Origin of the sequence: Brevibacillus sp. SIMBA_040 (assembly GCF_046535075.1) — a bacterium.
Taxonomy (GTDB): Bacteria; Bacillota; Bacilli; order Brevibacillales; family Brevibacillaceae; genus Brevibacillus.
In genome coordinates, this window is record NZ_JAWRXI010000004.1 from 130,084 (window position 1) to 147,952 (window position 17,869).

The 17,869-nt window shown below is 49.7% G+C and carries 15 protein-coding genes; 3 read left to right on the forward strand and 12 right to left on the reverse strand.

Going from position 1 to position 17,869, the window contains the following annotated elements; genetic code table 11:
* Nucleotides 1–177: 177 nt before the first annotated feature.
* Nucleotides 178–1,113: a DMT family transporter gene (locus SB752_RS08555; RefSeq protein ID WP_410715250.1), complete on the forward strand. Its 936-nt coding sequence runs from the start codon at nt 178–180 to the stop codon at nt 1,111–1,113.
* Between the two features lie 52 nt (nt 1,114–1,165).
* Here SB752_RS08555 and SB752_RS08560 read toward each other — a convergent pair whose 3' ends face one another.
* From SB752_RS08560 to rph, 10 genes are all read right to left on the reverse strand, one after another.
* Nucleotides 1,166–2,518, reverse strand: coding sequence for a protein O-GlcNAcase (locus SB752_RS08560; RefSeq protein ID WP_410715251.1), 1,353 nt, complete (start codon nt 2,516–2,518; stop codon nt 1,166–1,168).
* Between the two features lie 43 nt (nt 2,519–2,561).
* Complete coding sequence (gene yihA / locus SB752_RS08565; RefSeq protein WP_410715252.1) at nt 2,562–3,221, reverse strand: ribosome biogenesis GTP-binding protein YihA/YsxC; 660 nt, start codon at nt 3,219–3,221, stop codon at nt 2,562–2,564.
* Nucleotides 3,218–5,557 (reverse strand): endopeptidase La, encoded by a 2,340-nt coding sequence (gene lon / locus SB752_RS08570; RefSeq protein ID WP_410715253.1) that lies wholly within the window; start codon nt 5,555–5,557, stop codon nt 3,218–3,220. Before lon ends, yihA begins: the two co-directional genes overlap by 4 nt.
* Nucleotides 5,558–5,828: 271 nt before the next feature.
* Entirely contained in the window at nt 5,829–7,523 is a 1,695-nt protein-coding gene (gene lonB, locus SB752_RS08575; RefSeq protein ID WP_410715254.1) for an ATP-dependent protease LonB, read from the reverse strand.
* 200 nt (nt 7,524–7,723) lie between these two features.
* Nucleotides 7,724–8,989, reverse strand: coding sequence for an ATP-dependent protease ATP-binding subunit ClpX (clpX, locus tag SB752_RS08580; RefSeq protein WP_410715255.1), 1,266 nt, complete (start codon nt 8,987–8,989; stop codon nt 7,724–7,726).
* A gap of 20 nt (nt 8,990–9,009) precedes the next feature.
* Nucleotides 9,010–9,591 carry an ATP-dependent Clp endopeptidase proteolytic subunit ClpP gene (clpP, locus tag SB752_RS08585; RefSeq protein ID WP_049737870.1) on the reverse strand — a complete coding sequence of 194 codons (582 nt, stop codon included), beginning with the start codon at nt 9,589–9,591 and terminating at the stop codon, nt 9,010–9,012.
* A 170-nt stretch (nt 9,592–9,761) separates the two neighbouring features.
* Complete coding sequence (gene tig, locus SB752_RS08590; RefSeq protein WP_410715256.1) at nt 9,762–11,054, reverse strand: trigger factor; 1,293 nt, start codon at nt 11,052–11,054, stop codon at nt 9,762–9,764.
* Nucleotides 11,055–11,195: 141 nt separating this feature from the next.
* Nucleotides 11,196–11,720 carry a metallophosphoesterase family protein gene (locus SB752_RS08595; protein WP_410715257.1) on the reverse strand — a complete coding sequence of 175 codons (525 nt, stop codon included), beginning with the start codon at nt 11,718–11,720 and terminating at the stop codon, nt 11,196–11,198.
* A gap of 79 nt (nt 11,721–11,799) precedes the next feature.
* Entirely contained in the window at nt 11,800–12,393 is a 594-nt protein-coding gene (locus SB752_RS08600; protein WP_410715258.1) for an XTP/dITP diphosphatase, read from the reverse strand.
* Nucleotides 12,386–13,147, reverse strand: coding sequence for a ribonuclease PH (rph, locus tag SB752_RS08605; RefSeq protein ID WP_410715259.1), 762 nt, complete (start codon nt 13,145–13,147; stop codon nt 12,386–12,388). The genes SB752_RS08600 and rph overlap by 8 nt, the downstream gene beginning before the upstream one ends.
* Nucleotides 13,148–13,371: 224 nt before the next feature.
* On the opposite strand from rph, the gene SB752_RS08610 reads away from it, so the two are divergent.
* A complete protein-coding gene (locus SB752_RS08610) occupies nt 13,372–14,634 on the forward strand; it encodes an MFS transporter (protein WP_410715260.1) in 1,263 nt (420 codons plus the stop codon).
* On the opposite strand, the gene SB752_RS08615 is transcribed toward SB752_RS08610, so the two are convergent.
* Nucleotides 14,631–15,692: a GerMN domain-containing protein gene (locus SB752_RS08615; protein ID WP_410715261.1), complete on the reverse strand. Its 1,062-nt coding sequence runs from the start codon at nt 15,690–15,692 to the stop codon at nt 14,631–14,633. The genes SB752_RS08610 and SB752_RS08615 overlap by 4 nt on opposite strands.
* Nucleotides 15,693–15,788: 96 nt before the next feature.
* Entirely contained in the window at nt 15,789–16,601 is an 813-nt protein-coding gene (gene racE, locus SB752_RS08620; protein WP_410715262.1) for a glutamate racemase, read from the reverse strand.
* Between the two features lie 171 nt (nt 16,602–16,772).
* Between racE and SB752_RS08625 the strand changes: the two genes are divergently transcribed.
* Nucleotides 16,773–17,828: a superoxide dismutase gene (locus SB752_RS08625; RefSeq protein ID WP_410715263.1), complete on the forward strand. Its 1,056-nt coding sequence runs from the start codon at nt 16,773–16,775 to the stop codon at nt 17,826–17,828.
* Nucleotides 17,829–17,869 lie beyond the last annotated feature (41 nt).

Here is a 17,869-nt window from a genome sequence, read left to right on the forward strand (position 1 = left end):
AAGTTTATTAACGCAAGTGTAATTTGTCAAAAATAGGCGCGATATTTCCTGTCGAATTAGAAAGGTCGAAGGCAATGTAAATCATCTTGCCATCCCCCAGCGAATACCGTATCATGCAGACTAGACAAAGAAACTACGTAAAAGATTCGGAAAACGTCGGGAGGAGAGAGGAAGGAATTGAGAAAACCATGGATGGCAGATATCACTCTGCTTCTAATCGCTTTTATATGGGGGACGACGTTTCTCATTGTTCAGCAAGCAATCGCTTCGTTGCCACCCAATACGTTTAATGCAGTGCGCTTTACCGTTGCGGCCTTGTTTCTCTTACTTATTTTAGTGATCAAATCACCTCAACAGCTCAAACAGTGGCGCGGCCCACTACTCAAAGCAGGGATCATACTCGGTTTTTGGCTCTGTCTCGGATATGCGCTGCAAACAGTTGGTCTCCTGTACACAACACCATCTAAAGCCGGCTTCATCACTGGCCTGTCTGTTGTCCTCGTACCACTGTTCTCGTTTATGCTGATGCGCGAGCGTGTCAAGCCGGTAGCTGTCATCGGAGTCATTCTGGCTGCCGCCGGACTGTACCTGTTGACACAAAACCAGGAGTTCTCCTTTAATCTGGGTGATATTCTCGTCTTTGGCTGTGCAATCTGTTTTGCCATGCAAATTGTATTTACGGGTAAATACGCTCCACGGTTCTCAGCACTTCCACTCGCGATTGTACAGCTTGGTACAGTTGCTGTGATGAGCTGGATTTACGCCTTTTTCTTCGAGGATTGGAGCCGTGCTTTTGACCCCGCCATCATATTCCTGCCGGAGGTCGCCACAGGACTGGTCGTGACGTCTATTTTTGCAACAGCGCTCGCTTTCCTGGCTCAGACCGCCCTGCAAAAGCAAACCAGCTCTACCCGCGTCGCTCTAATTTTTGCTTTAGAGCCTGTGTTTGCCGCACTGACTTCATACGTGTTCATTCACGAGGTATTAAACGGCAGACAGCTAACGGGCTGCCTGATGATTTTCACAGGAATGATATTGGCAGAGCTGCCTATTAAGGAATGGCTCGAAACCGCCCGCAAACGAAGGGCAGACGGCGGCAGCAAATCAGCGTAGAAAAAGGTTCCTACTCCCTCGCGGGGTTAGGAACCTTTTTCATATCCGTTTTTCACGTCGGCTTCTTAACTTCCTGCATGACAGCATCTACAAACAGCTTCATGACCTGGCCGCACACTTTTTCTGGCAGACGCTCCGTCCGCTTGAGCCACTGCTTTAATTTAAGCAAATGAAAGGCCGCCTGTGGAATCCGGCCACTCGTTCCGTTCTCAATCAGAGCTACAGCCGATTGGCCTACCTTCGCCCAGTGCCGATACTTCTCAATCCACGACCGCGCTTCCTGTGCCAGCTTTTGATTCGTCATGCCACCCAAGAGCTGGTGCGCATTTTGCTCCATCTCATGGAACAAACGTGTAAGCTCCTGGACGGCTTTTTGACGATCTCCCTGAAGGAATTGAAAGCGAAATGTCAGAAACGCTTCAAGCAGGCGAGGCGACTCCATCTCACACAAAAACGAGCCCTGGACATTATCGGCAAACGACAAAAACGCATCAGCGTCCTCTTTGCCTACGATGTCCTTCACCGCAAGCTCCCACGCATCTTCTGGCTCATATCCTAGCGGATCACTCAAATACGCTGCCGTCGTAATCAAAGGAATCTTCGAGCACTCTGGTCTGGACATCGCATTCGCCACATAGCCTGCTGAATGATTCCACAAGTCCGGATCACGATGCCTCAGTGGTCCGATATGCAGTTCATTCGCCATAGCCAAATCGTTAACAGGATAGTTATCCCAGTAAAGAGGCTTATGGCCTGTAAACTCCTGAAAGCGAATCGCGTCCCCATCAGTTAAATACGGCGAGCAAACAAAGCGCCCTGTCCAAAAGAGGTCAATCTCTTGGGGCAAATGGCGCCCCAGATACATCACATAAGGCTCCTTGCCGATGCCGTTGTACTGCGTCGGACAAACGACCAGCTTGACCTGCTCCGGCCAGCTGCACATTCGCTCCCATACACGCAAGGTAACTTGCACATGAGCATCAGCGAGATGATTAAAGCGGTCAATATCAGCATCGTGCAAAAGGTGCATCGGGATGTCATCAAAGAACAAGCCAAATTGCCGTACGCCACGCTGATACATTTCTGAGTATTTCTTTATCAGCTGCTCCAAATGCTCTGCGCTGCTGTACTCCATGCTAAGGCCTGGACTGAGGCAATATACAAAATGCATGCAGCCTTTGTTTGCCCTTGCGATCAGCTCTTCTATTTGCACGAGCGCTGACCCCGGGTGTGGCTTCATCCATCTCTCTCGCAGGTACAAATCGTCCTTTGGAGAGTAAAAATACGCATTGTAACCATAGCGTTGCAAAAAGTCGATCATGTCTAGCCGCTCCGCATGCGTCCAGGGCGTTCCGTAGAAGCCTTCAATCACACCGCGAACGGCAAAGCCCGCCAGCTCGCTCACGAAAGCTGCCTCCCCTTCTCCCCTCCGGTTTGGGGTCAGACTGCTAGGATGGTTCCGTAGTTTTGACGCCAGACTGCTCAGTTGAAGGTGCTGCTGCTTCTTTCCTGGCTTCGTCTCCAGCACGCAAGCGTCGCATGATTTCTCCCCACAGCTCATCCTTGCCTTGTCCTGTCTCCGAGGAGAAGATGATGATCGTATCATCACCGCGAAGCCTCAGGCTTTGACGGATGACTTTAATATGCTGCAGCCAACGGCCGCGCGCAATCTTATCTCCTTTGGTAGCAACAACGACGGTCGGAATACCGATCTGCTTGCACCAATCGTACATGGCAATATCGTCCTTGCTTGGAGCGTGGCGAATATCCACGAGCTGGATGACAAATCGCAATTCCTCACGATTTTTCAAATAGCCCTCGATCATTTTGCCCCATTGCTCTTTGATCGTTTTCGCAACCTTGGCATAGCCGTAACCAGGAAAGTCTACAAAATAGAGCATCTGGTTTACGCGGAAATAGTTCAGGGTCTGTGTCTTTCCAGGCCGTGAGCTGATCCGAGCCAAGCCCTTGCGATTCATCATTTTGTTCAGCAAGGATGATTTACCGACGTTGGAACGGCCTACCAACGCGATCTCATGCAGGCCGTCCTCCGGGTATTGTTTAGGTCCTACAGCACTGATGACAAACTCTGAAGAGGTTACTTTCATGATTTGTCACCTACTGGCTGTTTCGTTAATGCAATGCGCAGCACTTCGTCCAAATGCTCTACTGGGTGGAACGTCAGTTCATTGCGGACGGTCTCTGGAATATCCTCAATGTCCTTCTCGTTGTCTTTCGGCAAGATGATGGTCGTGAGGCCCGCGCGATGAGCGGACATGCATTTTTCTTTCAGTCCTCCGATTGGCAGCACGCGACCACGCAGGGTGATCTCGCCTGTCATCCCCACTTCCTTTTTAACTGGAATTTGGGTGAGCGCAGATACGAGAGCGGTAGCCATAGTGATACCGGCAGATGGACCGTCTTTTGGAATAGCGCCTTCCGGGAAGTGGATGTGAATATCATTTTTCTCGTGGAAGGATGGGTCAATTCCCCATTGATCCGCACGTGAACGAATATAGCTGAAGGCAGCCTGGGCAGATTCCTTCATGACGTCACCCAGCTTACCAGTCAAGGTCAGCTTGCCTTTCCCTGGCAAAATGCTGACTTCGACATTCAGCGTATCGCCACCAGCCTGAGTCCATGCAAGACCAGTAACAGAGCCAATCTGGTTGCTTTTCTCAGCCAATCCGTAGCGGAAGCGAGGCTTGCCGAGCAATGCTTCCAATGTGTTAGCAGTAACCACTACCCGCTTTTTCTCACCGCCCACGATCAGCTTCGCTGCTTTGCGGCATACATTGGCTGCTTCGCGGTTGAGATTGCGAACCCCTGCTTCGCGTGTGTAAAGACGCACCAGCTTGAGCATGGCATCCTCGTTCATTTGCAGCTTATCTTTACCCAGTCCATGATCCTCCATTTGCTTAGGCAAAAGATATCCGCGCAAAATATTCAGCTTTTCCAGCTCGGTGTAGCCAGAGATCGAGATGACCTCCATCCGGTCCAATAGCGGGCGAGGAATCGTATCTAGGCTGTTCGCTGTCGTGATGAACATCACGTTCGTCAGGTCGTACGTTTCTTCTATATAGTGATCGCTGAATTTGTCGTTCTGGTTAGGGTCGAGCACTTCGAGTAATGCAGACGCCGGGTCGCCGCGGAAGTCCGAAGCCAGCTTGTCAATTTCGTCAAGCAAGAAGACAGGGTTAATCGTTCCAGCCTGCTTCATGCCTTGGATAATACGCCCTGGCAATGCTCCTACATACGTACGACGATGACCGCGAATTTCTGCTTCGTCCCGCACCCCGCCAAGGGAAATGCGTACAAATTCACGCTCCAGCGCCCGTGCAACTGAGCGAGCGAGAGATGTCTTACCCACACCAGGAGGGCCTACCAGACAAAGAATTGGACCACGCATGGCGTTTACGAGCTTTTGCACAGCCAAATACTCGAGCACACGCTCTTTTGGTTTTTCCAAGCCGTAGTGGTCCTCATCGAGAACCTTTTTCGCATTGTGAATATCGAGGTTATCCACCGTTGTACGAGTCCAAGGGAGTGCGAGCAAGGTATCGATATAGGTACGAATGACCGAGCCTTCTGCAGAGGTTGCCGGCATTTTTTCCAGGCGCTCCAGCTCTTTCTCGATCTTGGTCTTGATACGCTCGGGAGCATCGGAGTTCTCCAGCTGTGATCTGAGCTCATCGACCTCGCCCTGGCGCCCGTCTTTGTCACCCAGCTCTTTTTGGATCGCTTTCATTTGCTCACGCAAGTAATATTCTTTTTGCGTCCGTTCCATCTGTTTTTTGACACGGTTGCCGATCTTGCGCTCCAACTCCAACACTTCGCGCTCGTTGTTCAAGATGGTTAGGAGGATTTCAAGACGCTCCTGGATGTTGGTCGTCTCCAAAATTTCCTGTTTGTCCTTCATTTTTAGTGGAAGGTGGGAGGCAATTACATCTGCCAAACGTCCTGGTTCTTCGATGTCAGTCACAGAGGTCAGTGTCTCTGGGGAAACCTTTTTCGACAGCTTGATGTATTGCTCGAAGTGGTTTAAGAGCGACCGCATCAACGCTTCTACTTCGTTTTCATCGGCCTTTTCCTCTTGCAGATATGTAATGGAAACGACGAAGTAATCATCTTGTTGCAGATATTCATCAATCTTTGCCCGTTGCAAGCCCTCAACTAATACACGAATCGTACCGTTTGGCAGCTTCAGCATTTGTTTGACACGCGCAACGGTACCGATGCTGTAGATTTGCTCAGCATCTGGTTCTTCTATGTGGACCTCTTCCTGCGTAGCAAGTAAGATCTTGTTATCGTCTACCATTGCCTGCTCCAATGCGCGGATGGACTTTTCCCGTCCAACGTCCAAATGGAGTACCATGGTCGGATATACAAGCAATCCTCGCAACGGGAGAAGGGGTAGTTCTCTTTTACCGGAACGTTCGCCCAAGCGGATGCACCTCTCCTTGTTGATCTATCCCTCTTACAAAGAGCCTTGTTAACAGACAAAAACGGCTTTTGAAGCCGTTTTTAAGTCCAGCCGGCAGAATTGAAAACACCCCAAAAAGTGAAGGTTCATGAGTCATTCCTGCCCATTCCAAGCACTTTTTGGGGACCCATTTCAATAGCCGGACGGGCCTTAAGGCTCTTTGCAAGCAGAAGCTTTTTTCCATTGTAGCGCAAACACAATCCGATGTCTAATCCACGGGCGCTCTGGACTGTTACAGGGACATAGGCGAGGAAGCCAAATCGTCTGCAGGCAGCTGGAGCGTGAACCCTGGCTCTTCGGTTTCCTGCTGAGTTGCTTCCGGCAATGCTAGCTCAATGACCTGTGAGACAGTGGTAACCGGAATGATCTCGATCCCTTGGATATCGTTAAAAATGCTCTGCCAGTTTTCCTCCGGGATTAACACGCGCGTAGCTCCCGCTTGTCTGGCTGCCTCTACTTTTGCTACGACTCCCCCCACCGGTTTTACCTTCCCGTGAATACTGACTTCTCCCGTCATCGCGAGCAGATTGTCAACCGGCTTTTCCTTTATCGCAGAGTAAATCGCTGTGGCAATGGTAATACCCGCAGATGGACCGTCTACCGGAATCCCCCCCGGAAAGTTAATGTGCAGATCGTAATCGCACGGACGAACTCCCATCCGCTGCAAAACGGTGATCACATTTTCGATAGAGCCTTTGGCCATCGATTTGCGGCGAATCGTCCGGCTGCGACTACCCACTTCTTCTTCCTCAGCCATCCCCGTCATGGCGATACGTCCTTGACCTGGCAGCTCTGCAAGTGAGGCTGTGACCTCCAGCTCCATGACACTGCCCATATTTGGCCCATATACCGCCAGTCCGTTAACCAGCCCGACTTGGGGAGTATCGTGTACATGCTTCTCTGGGCGCGGTGATTTTTGACTGCTGTGCATGACCCATTCCACGTCAGAGGCATGAATTTCCTTACGCTGTTCGGTCAGAGCAATCCCCGCAGCAATTTGAAGTGTATTTATCGCTTCCCGCCCATTGGTGGCATAGCGCTCGATGACCGAAACAGCGTCATCGTCGATCGTCATCTGCATTTTCGGTATCGCAGTGCGAACGATGCTTCCAATCTCACCCGCTTTTAACGGACGGAAAAAGATTTCCAGACATCGCGATCGGAGTGCAGCCGGCAATTCATCCGGCAGTCTTGTCGTAGCGCCAACCAATCTGAAATCTGCTGGCAAGCCGTACTTGAAGACATCGTGAATATGCGAAGGAATTTGGTTGTTTTCCTCGCTATAATAAGCGCTTTCCAGCATCACTTTCCGATCCTCCAGCACTTTGAGCAGCTTATTCATTTGAACAGGGTGCAGCTCACCAATCTCATCGAGAAAGAGCATTCCGCCATGGGCTTTGGTAACCGCTCCTGGCTTGGGCTGTGGAATTCCTGCTTGCCCGAGCGAGCCTGCCCCTTGGTAAATCGGATCATGAACAGATCCAATTAGCGGGTCCGCAATTCCACGCTCGTCAAAACGTGCAATCGTTGCGTCAATCTCAATAAACTTGGCATCAGCTGAAAAAGGGGAAAGCTGATTCTTTTTCGCTTCTTCGAGTACCACCCTCGCTGCTGCGGTTTTTCCCACACCTGGAGGGCCATAGATGATGACATGCTGTGGATTTGGTCCACACAAAGCCGCGCGCAATGCACGAAGTCCATCCTCTTGTCCTACGATTTCTTCCAATGTACTCGGTCTTGTTTTTTCAGATAGCGGCTCTGTCAAAGCAATCATTCTCATTTTTCGGATGGTGTCGAGGTCCTTGCGCGATTCCTTTTCAGTTGAGGTCTTGTTGTTTCTCTGCGCTCGCAGTAAGTTCCAGAAGTAGGTGCCGATAATGATTCCAACCACTACTTCTATAACTGCAATGACCAATGTATAGTTCATGTGAATCCCTCCCATTGCGGCTGGATGCTTTTTACCGATATGTAAAAGCGTCTCTTGAACGATATCAAGTAGTATTGCCCCGCAAACGAAGTCATAAACCATAAACCAGTGCAGCACAGGAGTTACCAAATCATTCAACCAGAATAAGAAAAAACCACCCCGCAATATACGGGATGGTATCGTGTGTATATATTCGTTGATTAAGCAGTTTCGCCGCGCATCTCTCTGCCGTCTTTGGTAGTAAGCTGCGGCTTCACTTTGTCGCGTACTGTTTCTTCCGTAATCACGCACTTGGTGACATCCTCGCGGGATGGCAGCTCATACATCATATCCAGCATGATTTGCTCGATGATTGCACGCAATCCGCGCGCACCAGTGTTTCGCTTGATGGCTTCTTTCGCGATCTGCAAGAGAGCACCAGCGTCAAACTCCAGCTCTACTCCATCGAGGCTCAGCAGCTTTTGATACTGTTTGACCAAGGAGTTTTTCGGTTCGGTCAGGATGCGGATGAGTGTTTCTTCATCCAATGGCTCCAGCGTCGCAAGAACTGGCAAGCGACCAACAAACTCTGGAATCAGACCGAACTTCAACAGGTCTTCTGGCAATACATGCTTCAAGTATTCGCCAGCTTTCAGATCTGCTTTGACACCATCGCCGAAGTCTGAACCAAAGCCGATGACTTTTTTGCCCAAACGACGCTTGATGATTTGCTCTACGCCGTCAAACGCACCGCCACAAATGAACAAAATGTTGGAGGTATCGATCTGGATAAACTCCTGATGCGGATGCTTGCGTCCGCCTTGTGGTGGAACACTCGCGACCGTACCTTCCAAGATTTTGAGCAAAGCTTGCTGTACGCCTTCACCAGAAACATCACGAGTGATGGATGGATTTTCAGACTTACGTGCTACTTTGTCAATCTCATCGATATAGATTATGCCTTTTTCCGCTTTTTCTACATCGTAATCAGCCGCTTGAATCAGCTTGAGCAAGATGTTTTCCACATCTTCACCCACGTAACCCGCCTCAGTCAAAGAGGTTGCATCCGCGATTGCGAATGGTACGTTCAGGATACGCGCCAATGTTTGTGCGAGCAACGTTTTACCGCTACCAGTTGGACCGATCAGCATGATGTTGGATTTTTGCAGCTCTACATCCTCGATCTTGGCGCCGGAATTGATCCGTTTGTAGTGATTGTATACCGCAACCGAGAGAGATTTTTTCGCCATGTCCTGTCCGATTACATAATCGTCAAGGATTTTGCGAATATCTACCGGTTTTGGAATCTCTTTCATATCAATTTCTTCTTCAGTGCCCAGCTCTTCCTGTACAATTTCGTTGCACAGTTCGATACACTCGTCACAAATGTATACACCAGGACCAGCTACCAGCTTGCGCACCTGTTCCTGGGACTTGCCGCAGAAGGAACACTTCAGTTGGCCTTTGTCGTCGTTAAACTTAAACATGCGCTTCACCTCACAACAGGTCAGTTTTTGCGTTCAATAATCGTGTCAATCAATCCATAGGCCTTTGCGTCTTCTGCGCTCATGAAATTGTCGCGATCGGTATCCTGCTCTACTCTCTCGTATGGCTGACCCGTGCGCTCGGACAAAATCTGATTGAGTTGGCGTTTCGTTTTGAGAATCCACTCCGCATGAATACGGATATCCTCAGCTTGGCCACGCACGCCGCCAAGCGGTTGGTGAATCATCACTTCACTGTTCGGCAATGCAAAACGTTTCCCTTTTGCACCAGCCGCGAGTAGGAATGCACCCATACTTGCAGCCATGCCCACACAAATCGTGGACACATCAGGCTTAATGTACTGCATCGTGTCGTAGATAGCCATGCCTGCTGTTACAGAACCACCTGGTGAGTTTATGTATAGGGATATGTCTTTGTCCGGATCCTCCGCCTGCAAAAAGAGCAGCTGGGCTACTACCAGATTGGCAATCTCGTCGTCAATCTCTGTGCCCAGTAGAATAATCCGGTCTTTCAAGAGGCGCGAGTAAATATCGTAGGAGCGCTCGCCTCTGCTGGTTTGCTCGATGACCATAGGTATTAGCATATGTATCTTCCTCCTTTACCGGTAAAAGGGATTCCCCTTTATTTGAGAAGGATCGCGCAAAAAAAGTCCAATGGTGGAAAAACAAGGCACGATCTTCTCGTGCCTTGTAGTCTTCCAGCCAGCATTCAGGCGTAGCCTGCCCACTGACCAATCATGCGTTCTTCCTAAGCTTATGCATTTACCTTGCTTTCTGCAACTAGGAAATCAACGGTTTTGCGAGTTTGCACATCGCGGTACAGTGCTGCCATACCGTCTTGAGCGGAGAAGATTTTACGCAGCTCGTCTGCAGGGCGGCCATAGGTTGCAGCCAGCTTTTCCAGCTCTGCTGTTACGTCTTCTTCAGTCGCTTCGATGTTTTCTGCTTTGCCGATTGCTTCCAAAGTCAGGGACGTGCGAACACGGGATGTAGCGTCTGCACGCAATTGATCACGCAATTGGCTCTCATCCATACCGGAGAACTGGTAGTACAGCTCCAGTGTCATGCCTTGGTATTGCAGGCGTTGACCAAATTCGGATACCATTTGATCCAGCTCATGCTCAACCATTACTTCTGGCAGTTCGATCTCAGCATTTTCAGCCGCTTTCAGCACGAGTTGTTCACGCACATATTGATCTTTTTCTTGTGCTGTTTTATCTTCGAGTTTTTTCTTGGTGTCAGCTTTCAGCTCTTCCAGTGTGTCGAACTCGCTCACGTCTTTTGCGAACTCATCGTCCAATACCGGCAGATTTTTGCGCTTCAGGCTGATCAATTTTACTTTGAATACCGCTTCTTTACCTGCAAGGTTAGGAGAGTGGTACTCTTCTGGGAAGGTTACCGTGATTTCTTTTTCTTCGCCTACGTTCATTCCTACTACTTGCTCTTCGAAACCAGCGATGAAAGTACCGGAACCCAGCTCCAGGGAGTAGTCTTCCGCTTTACCGCCTTCAAAAGCTACACCATCTTGGAAGCCTTCAAAGTCGATTACAGCCTGGTCAGTGTTTTGTGCTGCGCCTTCTTCTACTGCTACGAGTTCTGCATGACGCTCTTGCATACGCTTCAGTTCAGCGTCTACGCTCTCATCGCTTACAGTGAATTCTTTTTCTTCGATGCTGAGGTTTTTGTAGTCGCCAAGCTTCACTTCAGGCTTCACAGTTACAGTCGCCTTGAAGATCAGGTTTTTACCTTTCTCCATTTGCGCTACGTCTACTTCTGGACGATCTACTGGCTCAATACCAGCTTCACGAACAGCTTGTCCGTATGCATTTGGCAACAGGATGTCAAGAGCGTCTTGGTACAAAGATTCTACACCAAAACGAGCTTCGAACATTTTGCGTGGAATTTTTCCTTTACGGAATCCTGGAACCTGAACTTTTTGTACCACTTTTTTAAACGCCTGATCCAATGCTGCGTCTACTTGCGAAGCATCTACTTCAACCGTCAGGACTCCCTGGTTATTCTCTACCTTTTCCCAATTTGCTGCCACGTAAACTTCCCCTCCTAAATCGAATCAACAGAACATCGCCAGCCGCGCCGTGAAATCTTCGCAGGCTCGGATGATAATATTCTAGCCATTTTAACCATTCTAGTATAGCACAAATCTTTCACTTTACAAGAAGCCGCCGAATCAGCGCCGAAGCGAGTAATTCCCGCCCAGATCCCGCACCGGATTGCCCATATGATCATAGAAAGAAACCGTCACATTCACAGCCTTTGGTGTGACCCCTGACTCCTCCAAAATAGCGTACGTCGGAACATCGAAGCCGCGGGGCATTTGCAGGCTGCCCGGATTGAGAAACAAGATTCCCCTCTCCACACCACAGGCGGGGACATGAGAATGACCAAATACAACCACATTGGCCCCTGTCTCCTCCGCCCTGTAATGTAGACGCAAGAGAGAGCTTTTGACGCCATACAAATGTCCGTGAGTCTGGAGAATGTTCAGGTCACGCCAATGGGTTTGCTGCTCTGTAGGCACTGCCTTGGTTGTGTCGCAGTTTCCGCGAACGAGAGTCATACCCGAAAACGGCTCGCGCTCGTGATCTACACAAAAGTCTCCACAGTGCAAAATTTTCTCCACTGTATGCCTATCTGTCACCTGTCTGACCTCGCGTACCAGTCCATGACTGTCACTCATTACGAGAATCCCCATCGCGACTCACTCCCCTGTTCTCTCTCACCTTGGAGGCTTTTGTGTCCTCCTCTTCACTCTAAAGGGTTCCTGCTCCAACCTATTTGAGTGCTTCTAGCAAATGATTCATCGCACGTGCTCTGTGACTGATCTGATTCTTTTCCTCAGGCAAGAGCTGCGCCATCATCTTATCCATTTCTGGAATGTAGAAGACAGGATCGTATCCAAAGCCATTTGTTCCTTTTGGCTCTTTTGCAATCAAGCCCTCACATGAGCCTGTCGTTATTACAGGCTCAGAGCCAGGCACCACGAGCGCAATCGTACAGCGGAAACGCGCTGTACGCCTCTCCATCGGCACACCATCCAGCTCATCCAGCAGCTTGTGCCAGTTTTTTTCATCCGTAGCATCCTCACCAGCATATCTGGCGGAGTAGACCCCTGGTCGACCGTCCAGTGCGTCTACCTCCAGCCCGGAGTCATCACCAAGCGCAGGTAGATTTAAGTATGTAGAAATCTCTAACGCCTTTTTCAATGCGTTGGCTTCAAAGGTTTCGCCGTCCTCTATCACTTCTGGCACGCCCTCAAACTCGGCCAGACTGATTCCTTCCCATCCGAGATCAGCAAACAGACGATTAAACTCTTTTACTTTACCCTGGTTGAGTGTGGCCAGTACGACCCTTCTGCGCTCAGACATGGCTTTGCTCCGCTACGTTTTCTGCAAAGGAAAGCGACACACCTGCGAGGGCCTGTTTTTGACTTTGGATGAGATTATCGATACCGCTTTTGGCAAGGGCGATCATTTCCTGAAGCTGTTCGGGAGAAAACGGTGCATCTTCACCAGTTCCTTGCAGCTCAACAAATTTTCCTTTGCCTGTCATGACAACGTTCATATCAACAGTCGCGCTCGAGTCTTCCTTATAATTCAGGTCAAGCACGGTTTCTTCACCGACGACACCGACTGAAGTAGCTGCAAGAAAATCGTTCAAGGGCAATTGCTTCCACGTACCGCTGTCCACCAGCTTTTGCATCGCATCCACCATCGCTACATACGCTCCTGTAATCGAAGCAGTACGCGTTCCGCCATCTGCCTGTATGACGTCACAATCCAGCCAAATCGTACGCTCTCCCATCGCTTCTAAATGAACGACCGATCGAAGTGCGCGTCCGATCAGACGCTGAATCTCCATGGTACGTCCTCCAACTTTTCCTTTGGACGACTCCCGGGCGTTACGTGTCGCTGTTGCTCTGGGAAGCATGGAATACTCGGCTGTGATCCAGCCCTTCCCGCCACCACGCATAAAAGGTGGAACCCGATCTTCCAGAGTCGCCGTACAAATCACCTTGGTATCTCCTACTTCGATTAGGCACGATCCTTCTGCGTGTTTAATGTAGTTGCGCGTAATAGTAACGGGGCGCAACTGGTCATGGGCACGGCCATCCACTCTCATTCCAAGTTCCTCCTAAATCACTTTGATACACTCCGCTCATTATACCAGAGGCAGGAAACGATCTGCCACTGCCCAAACACCGATCCTCTATTTACATCAATTGCAAATATTCGCATGACTTTACCATCGTCAATTCCCCTTCGCACAAAAAACGCTTGCCACTCGATTTTAATTTGAATAATATCTAATTAGATAAATTACTAATAAAAAGGTGATGAATTCATGTGAAACTGTACTCCGTCCTGCAAAAACCGAATGTACGAAGGCTGCTCTCTGCAAATTTGTTAAGCGGTATTGGCGATTGGTTCAACAGTGTAGCTGTACTTAGTCTACTGCTCGAAATTACCGGAAGCGCCATGGCCATCGGCATCACACTGGCACTTCGAACCTTGCCACATCTCATTTTCGGCCCATTCGGTGGCTGGTTAGCCGATCGCTTCAACCGTAAAGGCGTACTCATTGCTTGTGATTTGGCCCGTGCTGTCATTGCGCTTTCTTTTCTGTTCGTTTCCAAGGAAGCTGATTTATGGATTGTGTACACGGGTACATTTTTACTCGTTGCCTTTTCCGCGATGTATAATCCGTCCCGACTCTCCATCCTCCCACAAATCGTTTCCCGAAATGAATTGGCTTCCGCTAACGCACTTGATCAAAGCGTATTTGGGATCGTCATGGCCATCGGCTCGCTTGTCGGTGGTGTGTTTATCGCCTTGTGGGGGAGCGATATCGCCTTTCTTTATAACTCCCTGTCGTTTTTGGCTTCAGCAATCCTATTAGTCAGACTGAACGTCCCAAAGAGTCAGATTCAGGAGGATGTACAAAACCAAACAGCATCCGAGCAAGCCACCACTTACAAGGATGTGCTTCATTTCATTCAAAAGACTCCCATCGTATATTCGGTTTTGCTGCTTACGACTCTATGGTCAATCGGCGGCGGAATTATCAATGTGCTGATCAGTGTATATGCCTATCAAGTTTTTGATGCAGGAAAAATGGGAATCGGGCTGCTGTACGGGGCGATCGGACTTGGCTTTATTGTTGGCGGAATGATTGCAGGACGGCTCCAACGCTACCCGTATGAGGTTGCTTCAGTCGGCCTTGCAGTTGAAGGATTTGCATTTTTGTTGACCAGCTTCTCCCCGACGATTTACGTCACCGCCCTTTTTTACGCGCTGTCTACGATTGCAGGCGGAATGGGAAATGCCAGCCTGAACACACTGTTGATGCGTCATATCAGACCGCAGTATCACGGGAGAGTGTTTGCACTGGAGATGACTCTCTCAAACGTACTCATCGGCTTATCAATGCTGGTCGGAGGTTGGGTACTGACCATAGCTGATCCTCGCTTGGTAGGCTTTATCGCAGGATGTTTTGTTACGGTATTCTCGATCGTGGTCGGCCGCTCCATCTGGAAGATGGGAAAAGCGAATCAAGCAAAAAACCACGCCCGAGTGGACGGGCGTGGCACAGAAACATTTGTGGATTAGAACTGCATCGAATTGAGTTGGATTGGGCGACTGACAGGCTTCGTAAAGTCAGTGTTGGCAAGTGGTTTTCCCTCAACCAGGAGCTGTACCTTTTTGGCCCCGGTGCTTTCCGTCAGTGAAAGAACGAGAGATTGCAAGGCTTCCGGACTTGCTTCTTTTCCGTCATCGTATTTGAGGATATCACTACTCAGATTGACGGTAATCAATTCTTTTTCCTGTTTGACATCCAGCACACGGGTAGTACGGAGCAGCGAGCTGAACAGTTGGGAGCCTTGTTTTGGACCCTTGATCAACTCCTCCACCGTCGCCTTGGCTACATCAGCGGTTTCGGGAACCAGACGAGTGACTGGCACATAGTAGGTGCGTGCATCATCCAGCTGTCCCTGGAAATAAACCGTAACCGCTGAGGTGTTTCCAGGGGTAGCGCCATCTGCCAGCTCCAGATTGACCCCTTGATTGCGATCAAGCTGAGTAATCGGTGTATTCGCTGCTGGCATCTCGGTCAACGGGGTTCCATTCACCCAGATTTGCACGCTTTTTACCGTACTAAACTCTGTCATTGCTCGGGTAACTGCGTCGAGAATCCGCTTTTCGTCCTTTTCGTCATAGGTTTTGAATTCCTTGGAAAAGTCGACTGTCGCAACTCCGTTTTTAATGAGTAAGCCTTTGACTTCAGTGCCCTGTGGCAATACGGCAGAGAATCCGCCTTGGAGCATTCCCTCTACTGGCCCACCTTTCACCATGTAGCTTAATACTTGCTTGGCAGGGCCTTCCACTTTAGGGAGAACCAACGAAACGGGTACCACATATCCATTCGCATCCAAGAGATACACAGTATGTTCTGAGGTCGCTTGGACTGCAGGCTCCGTCCCTTCTGTTCCTTCCGTTGCTGTACCAGCAGTCGGAGTTCCATTTTCGACACCTGCGACTACCTCCGATTGCGGCGGTGCATCAATACTGATTGTTTCTTTTTCCGGGCCAAAGAGACCGCAGCCCGACAACAGCATGGCGCTGACCCCCAGCACAGCCGTCATTTTGCCTATGTGTCTTTTCTTCATATCCCCAGCCTCCTCCAGACACTTTGTACTACCATGTATACGAGCAGGGCTTGGGTTTATGCGTTGAAAGTTTGTCTGACGGCTGCTATCTGAAAGTTATGCCTCGACCGATTTTTCCAGAGAGTGGTGCTGTACCTCGACGTGACAATCCAGCCACTCTTCTGCAATGGAACGGAAGCGATTTCTGTCACCGCTCGTGATGAACAGATGCTCTGGCTGAACGCTATTGCGGCTCTGCGCCTCCGTAATAATTTGACTTGACAGCTCGCGGGCTGTTTCCTCTGCGGAATTGATCAAGCGCACCTGATCTCCCATGACCTCCTGGATAATCGGTGCCAGTAGAGGGTAATGTGTACAGCCCAAAATCAGCGTATCCAGTTCTTCACGGATCAGCGGCGCAAGCGTCTCTTTTACTACTTCCAGCGCTTTATTTGAGCTGGCCTGATGATTTTCGACAAGCGGCACAAAATCGGGGCAGGCCAAGCCTGACACAAACAAATCTGGCTGAGCACGCAGCAAGGCACGCTCATATGCTTTTGTACGAATCGTTGTTTCGGTACCGATGACTCCGATTCGTCCGCTTTTGGTTGCTTGGACAGCTGCACGCGCGCCCGGTTCAATTACTCCGATCACGGGTAACGGTAAATAAGCCATCGCTTCTTCCAAGACGACAGCTGTTGCTGTATTACAGGCAATGACCAATGCTTTTAGTGGTGTTTGCCGAACAAAGTCAATCATTTGAAAGCTGAACGCGCGAATCTCCTCTGGTGACTTGGAGCCGTACGGACAACGTGCGTTATCTCCTACATATAAGATCCGTTCCTCGGGCAACTGACGCATGACTTCCTTGGCTACGGTTAATCCTCCCACTCCTGAATCAATTACGGCTATCGCGTATTCTCTACTCATGCAAATGTGTCTCCCCTGTTGTAATGAATATAGTACAGCATACCACTATGGCATTTGTGCTACTACCATATGCGGAGCCTAAATTTCTTGTACTCCGCGAATGCCGCACCTTCTCTGGGCTCCTGCCATAGATTGTAGAGGAGAATAGCCCACAAGAAGGAGGGACCTAAATTGGATGAGCAAACAAAACATTTACTGGATTGGAGCCAGTGGGGCCGCCAATGGATTGAACATCTGAGAAAAAGCAAACCGCTGGGCCGAGAGCTGGAACGGCATTTGCATAAATTCGAGGAGACGTTCACCCAAATCGGGAGAAAGGCTTCCTTACTTGATGCAAATAAAAATGAAGAAGAACTCCCTGCCCTTCTCTTTAAAGCAGAAGAGGTGCAAAAACAATTTCATCACTTCTTACGGTTGGCCCAGCTGCAGGAGGAAGAGCCTCCCGAGGAGACAACCACTGCCTCCGAGGCCCAGCCTGCTCAAAGTGTCCCCAGCATTCAGGAACCAGAACCTATTCCTGAGGTCATACCCGATGCAATAATCGCCATACCCACACCGATCGCCTATCCTTCTGCTCGTGAGCCCGTGCGCGTCGCCAGGCCTGTCGGAGTCGGTCGACATACACTTCCACCCTTGCCCTACGCTTACAATGCCCTGGAACCTTACATTGATGAAGCAACCATGCACATTCACCATGACAAGCTGCATCAAAAGTACGTAGATGACCTCAATACAGCTGAACGCAAGCTGGCCGAAGCCCGAAACAGCGGCAATTTTGATTTGATTCGCCACTGGGCGCGTGAGCTGGCTTTTAACGGAGCCGGTCATTACTTGCACACCATTTTCTGGCCTTCGATGAGTCCAAATGGCGGCGGAGAGCCGTCCGGAGAGCTGGCAGAAGCGATTAATCGTTACTTTGGTAACTACGACGCTTTTCAAAAGCAATTTAGCCAAGCCGCCGAAAAAGTGGAAGGACCTGGCTGGGCAATCCTAGTTTGGTCCCCACGAGCGCAGCACCTGGAAATTCTCACTGCTGAAAAGCATCAAAACCTTTCACAATGGGACGTCGTACCGCTCCTTGTTCTCGACGTATGGGAACATGCTTATTTTCTGTTGTACCAAAACCAGCGCGACAAATATGTAGAGGGCTGGTGGAATATTGTAAACTGGCCGTATGTCATGGAACGATACACGCAGGCTCGCAAGCTGCGCTGGGAGCCGCATTGATTATTTTGGTGAAGATGTAAGCACCCCTCCATTATCCCGTT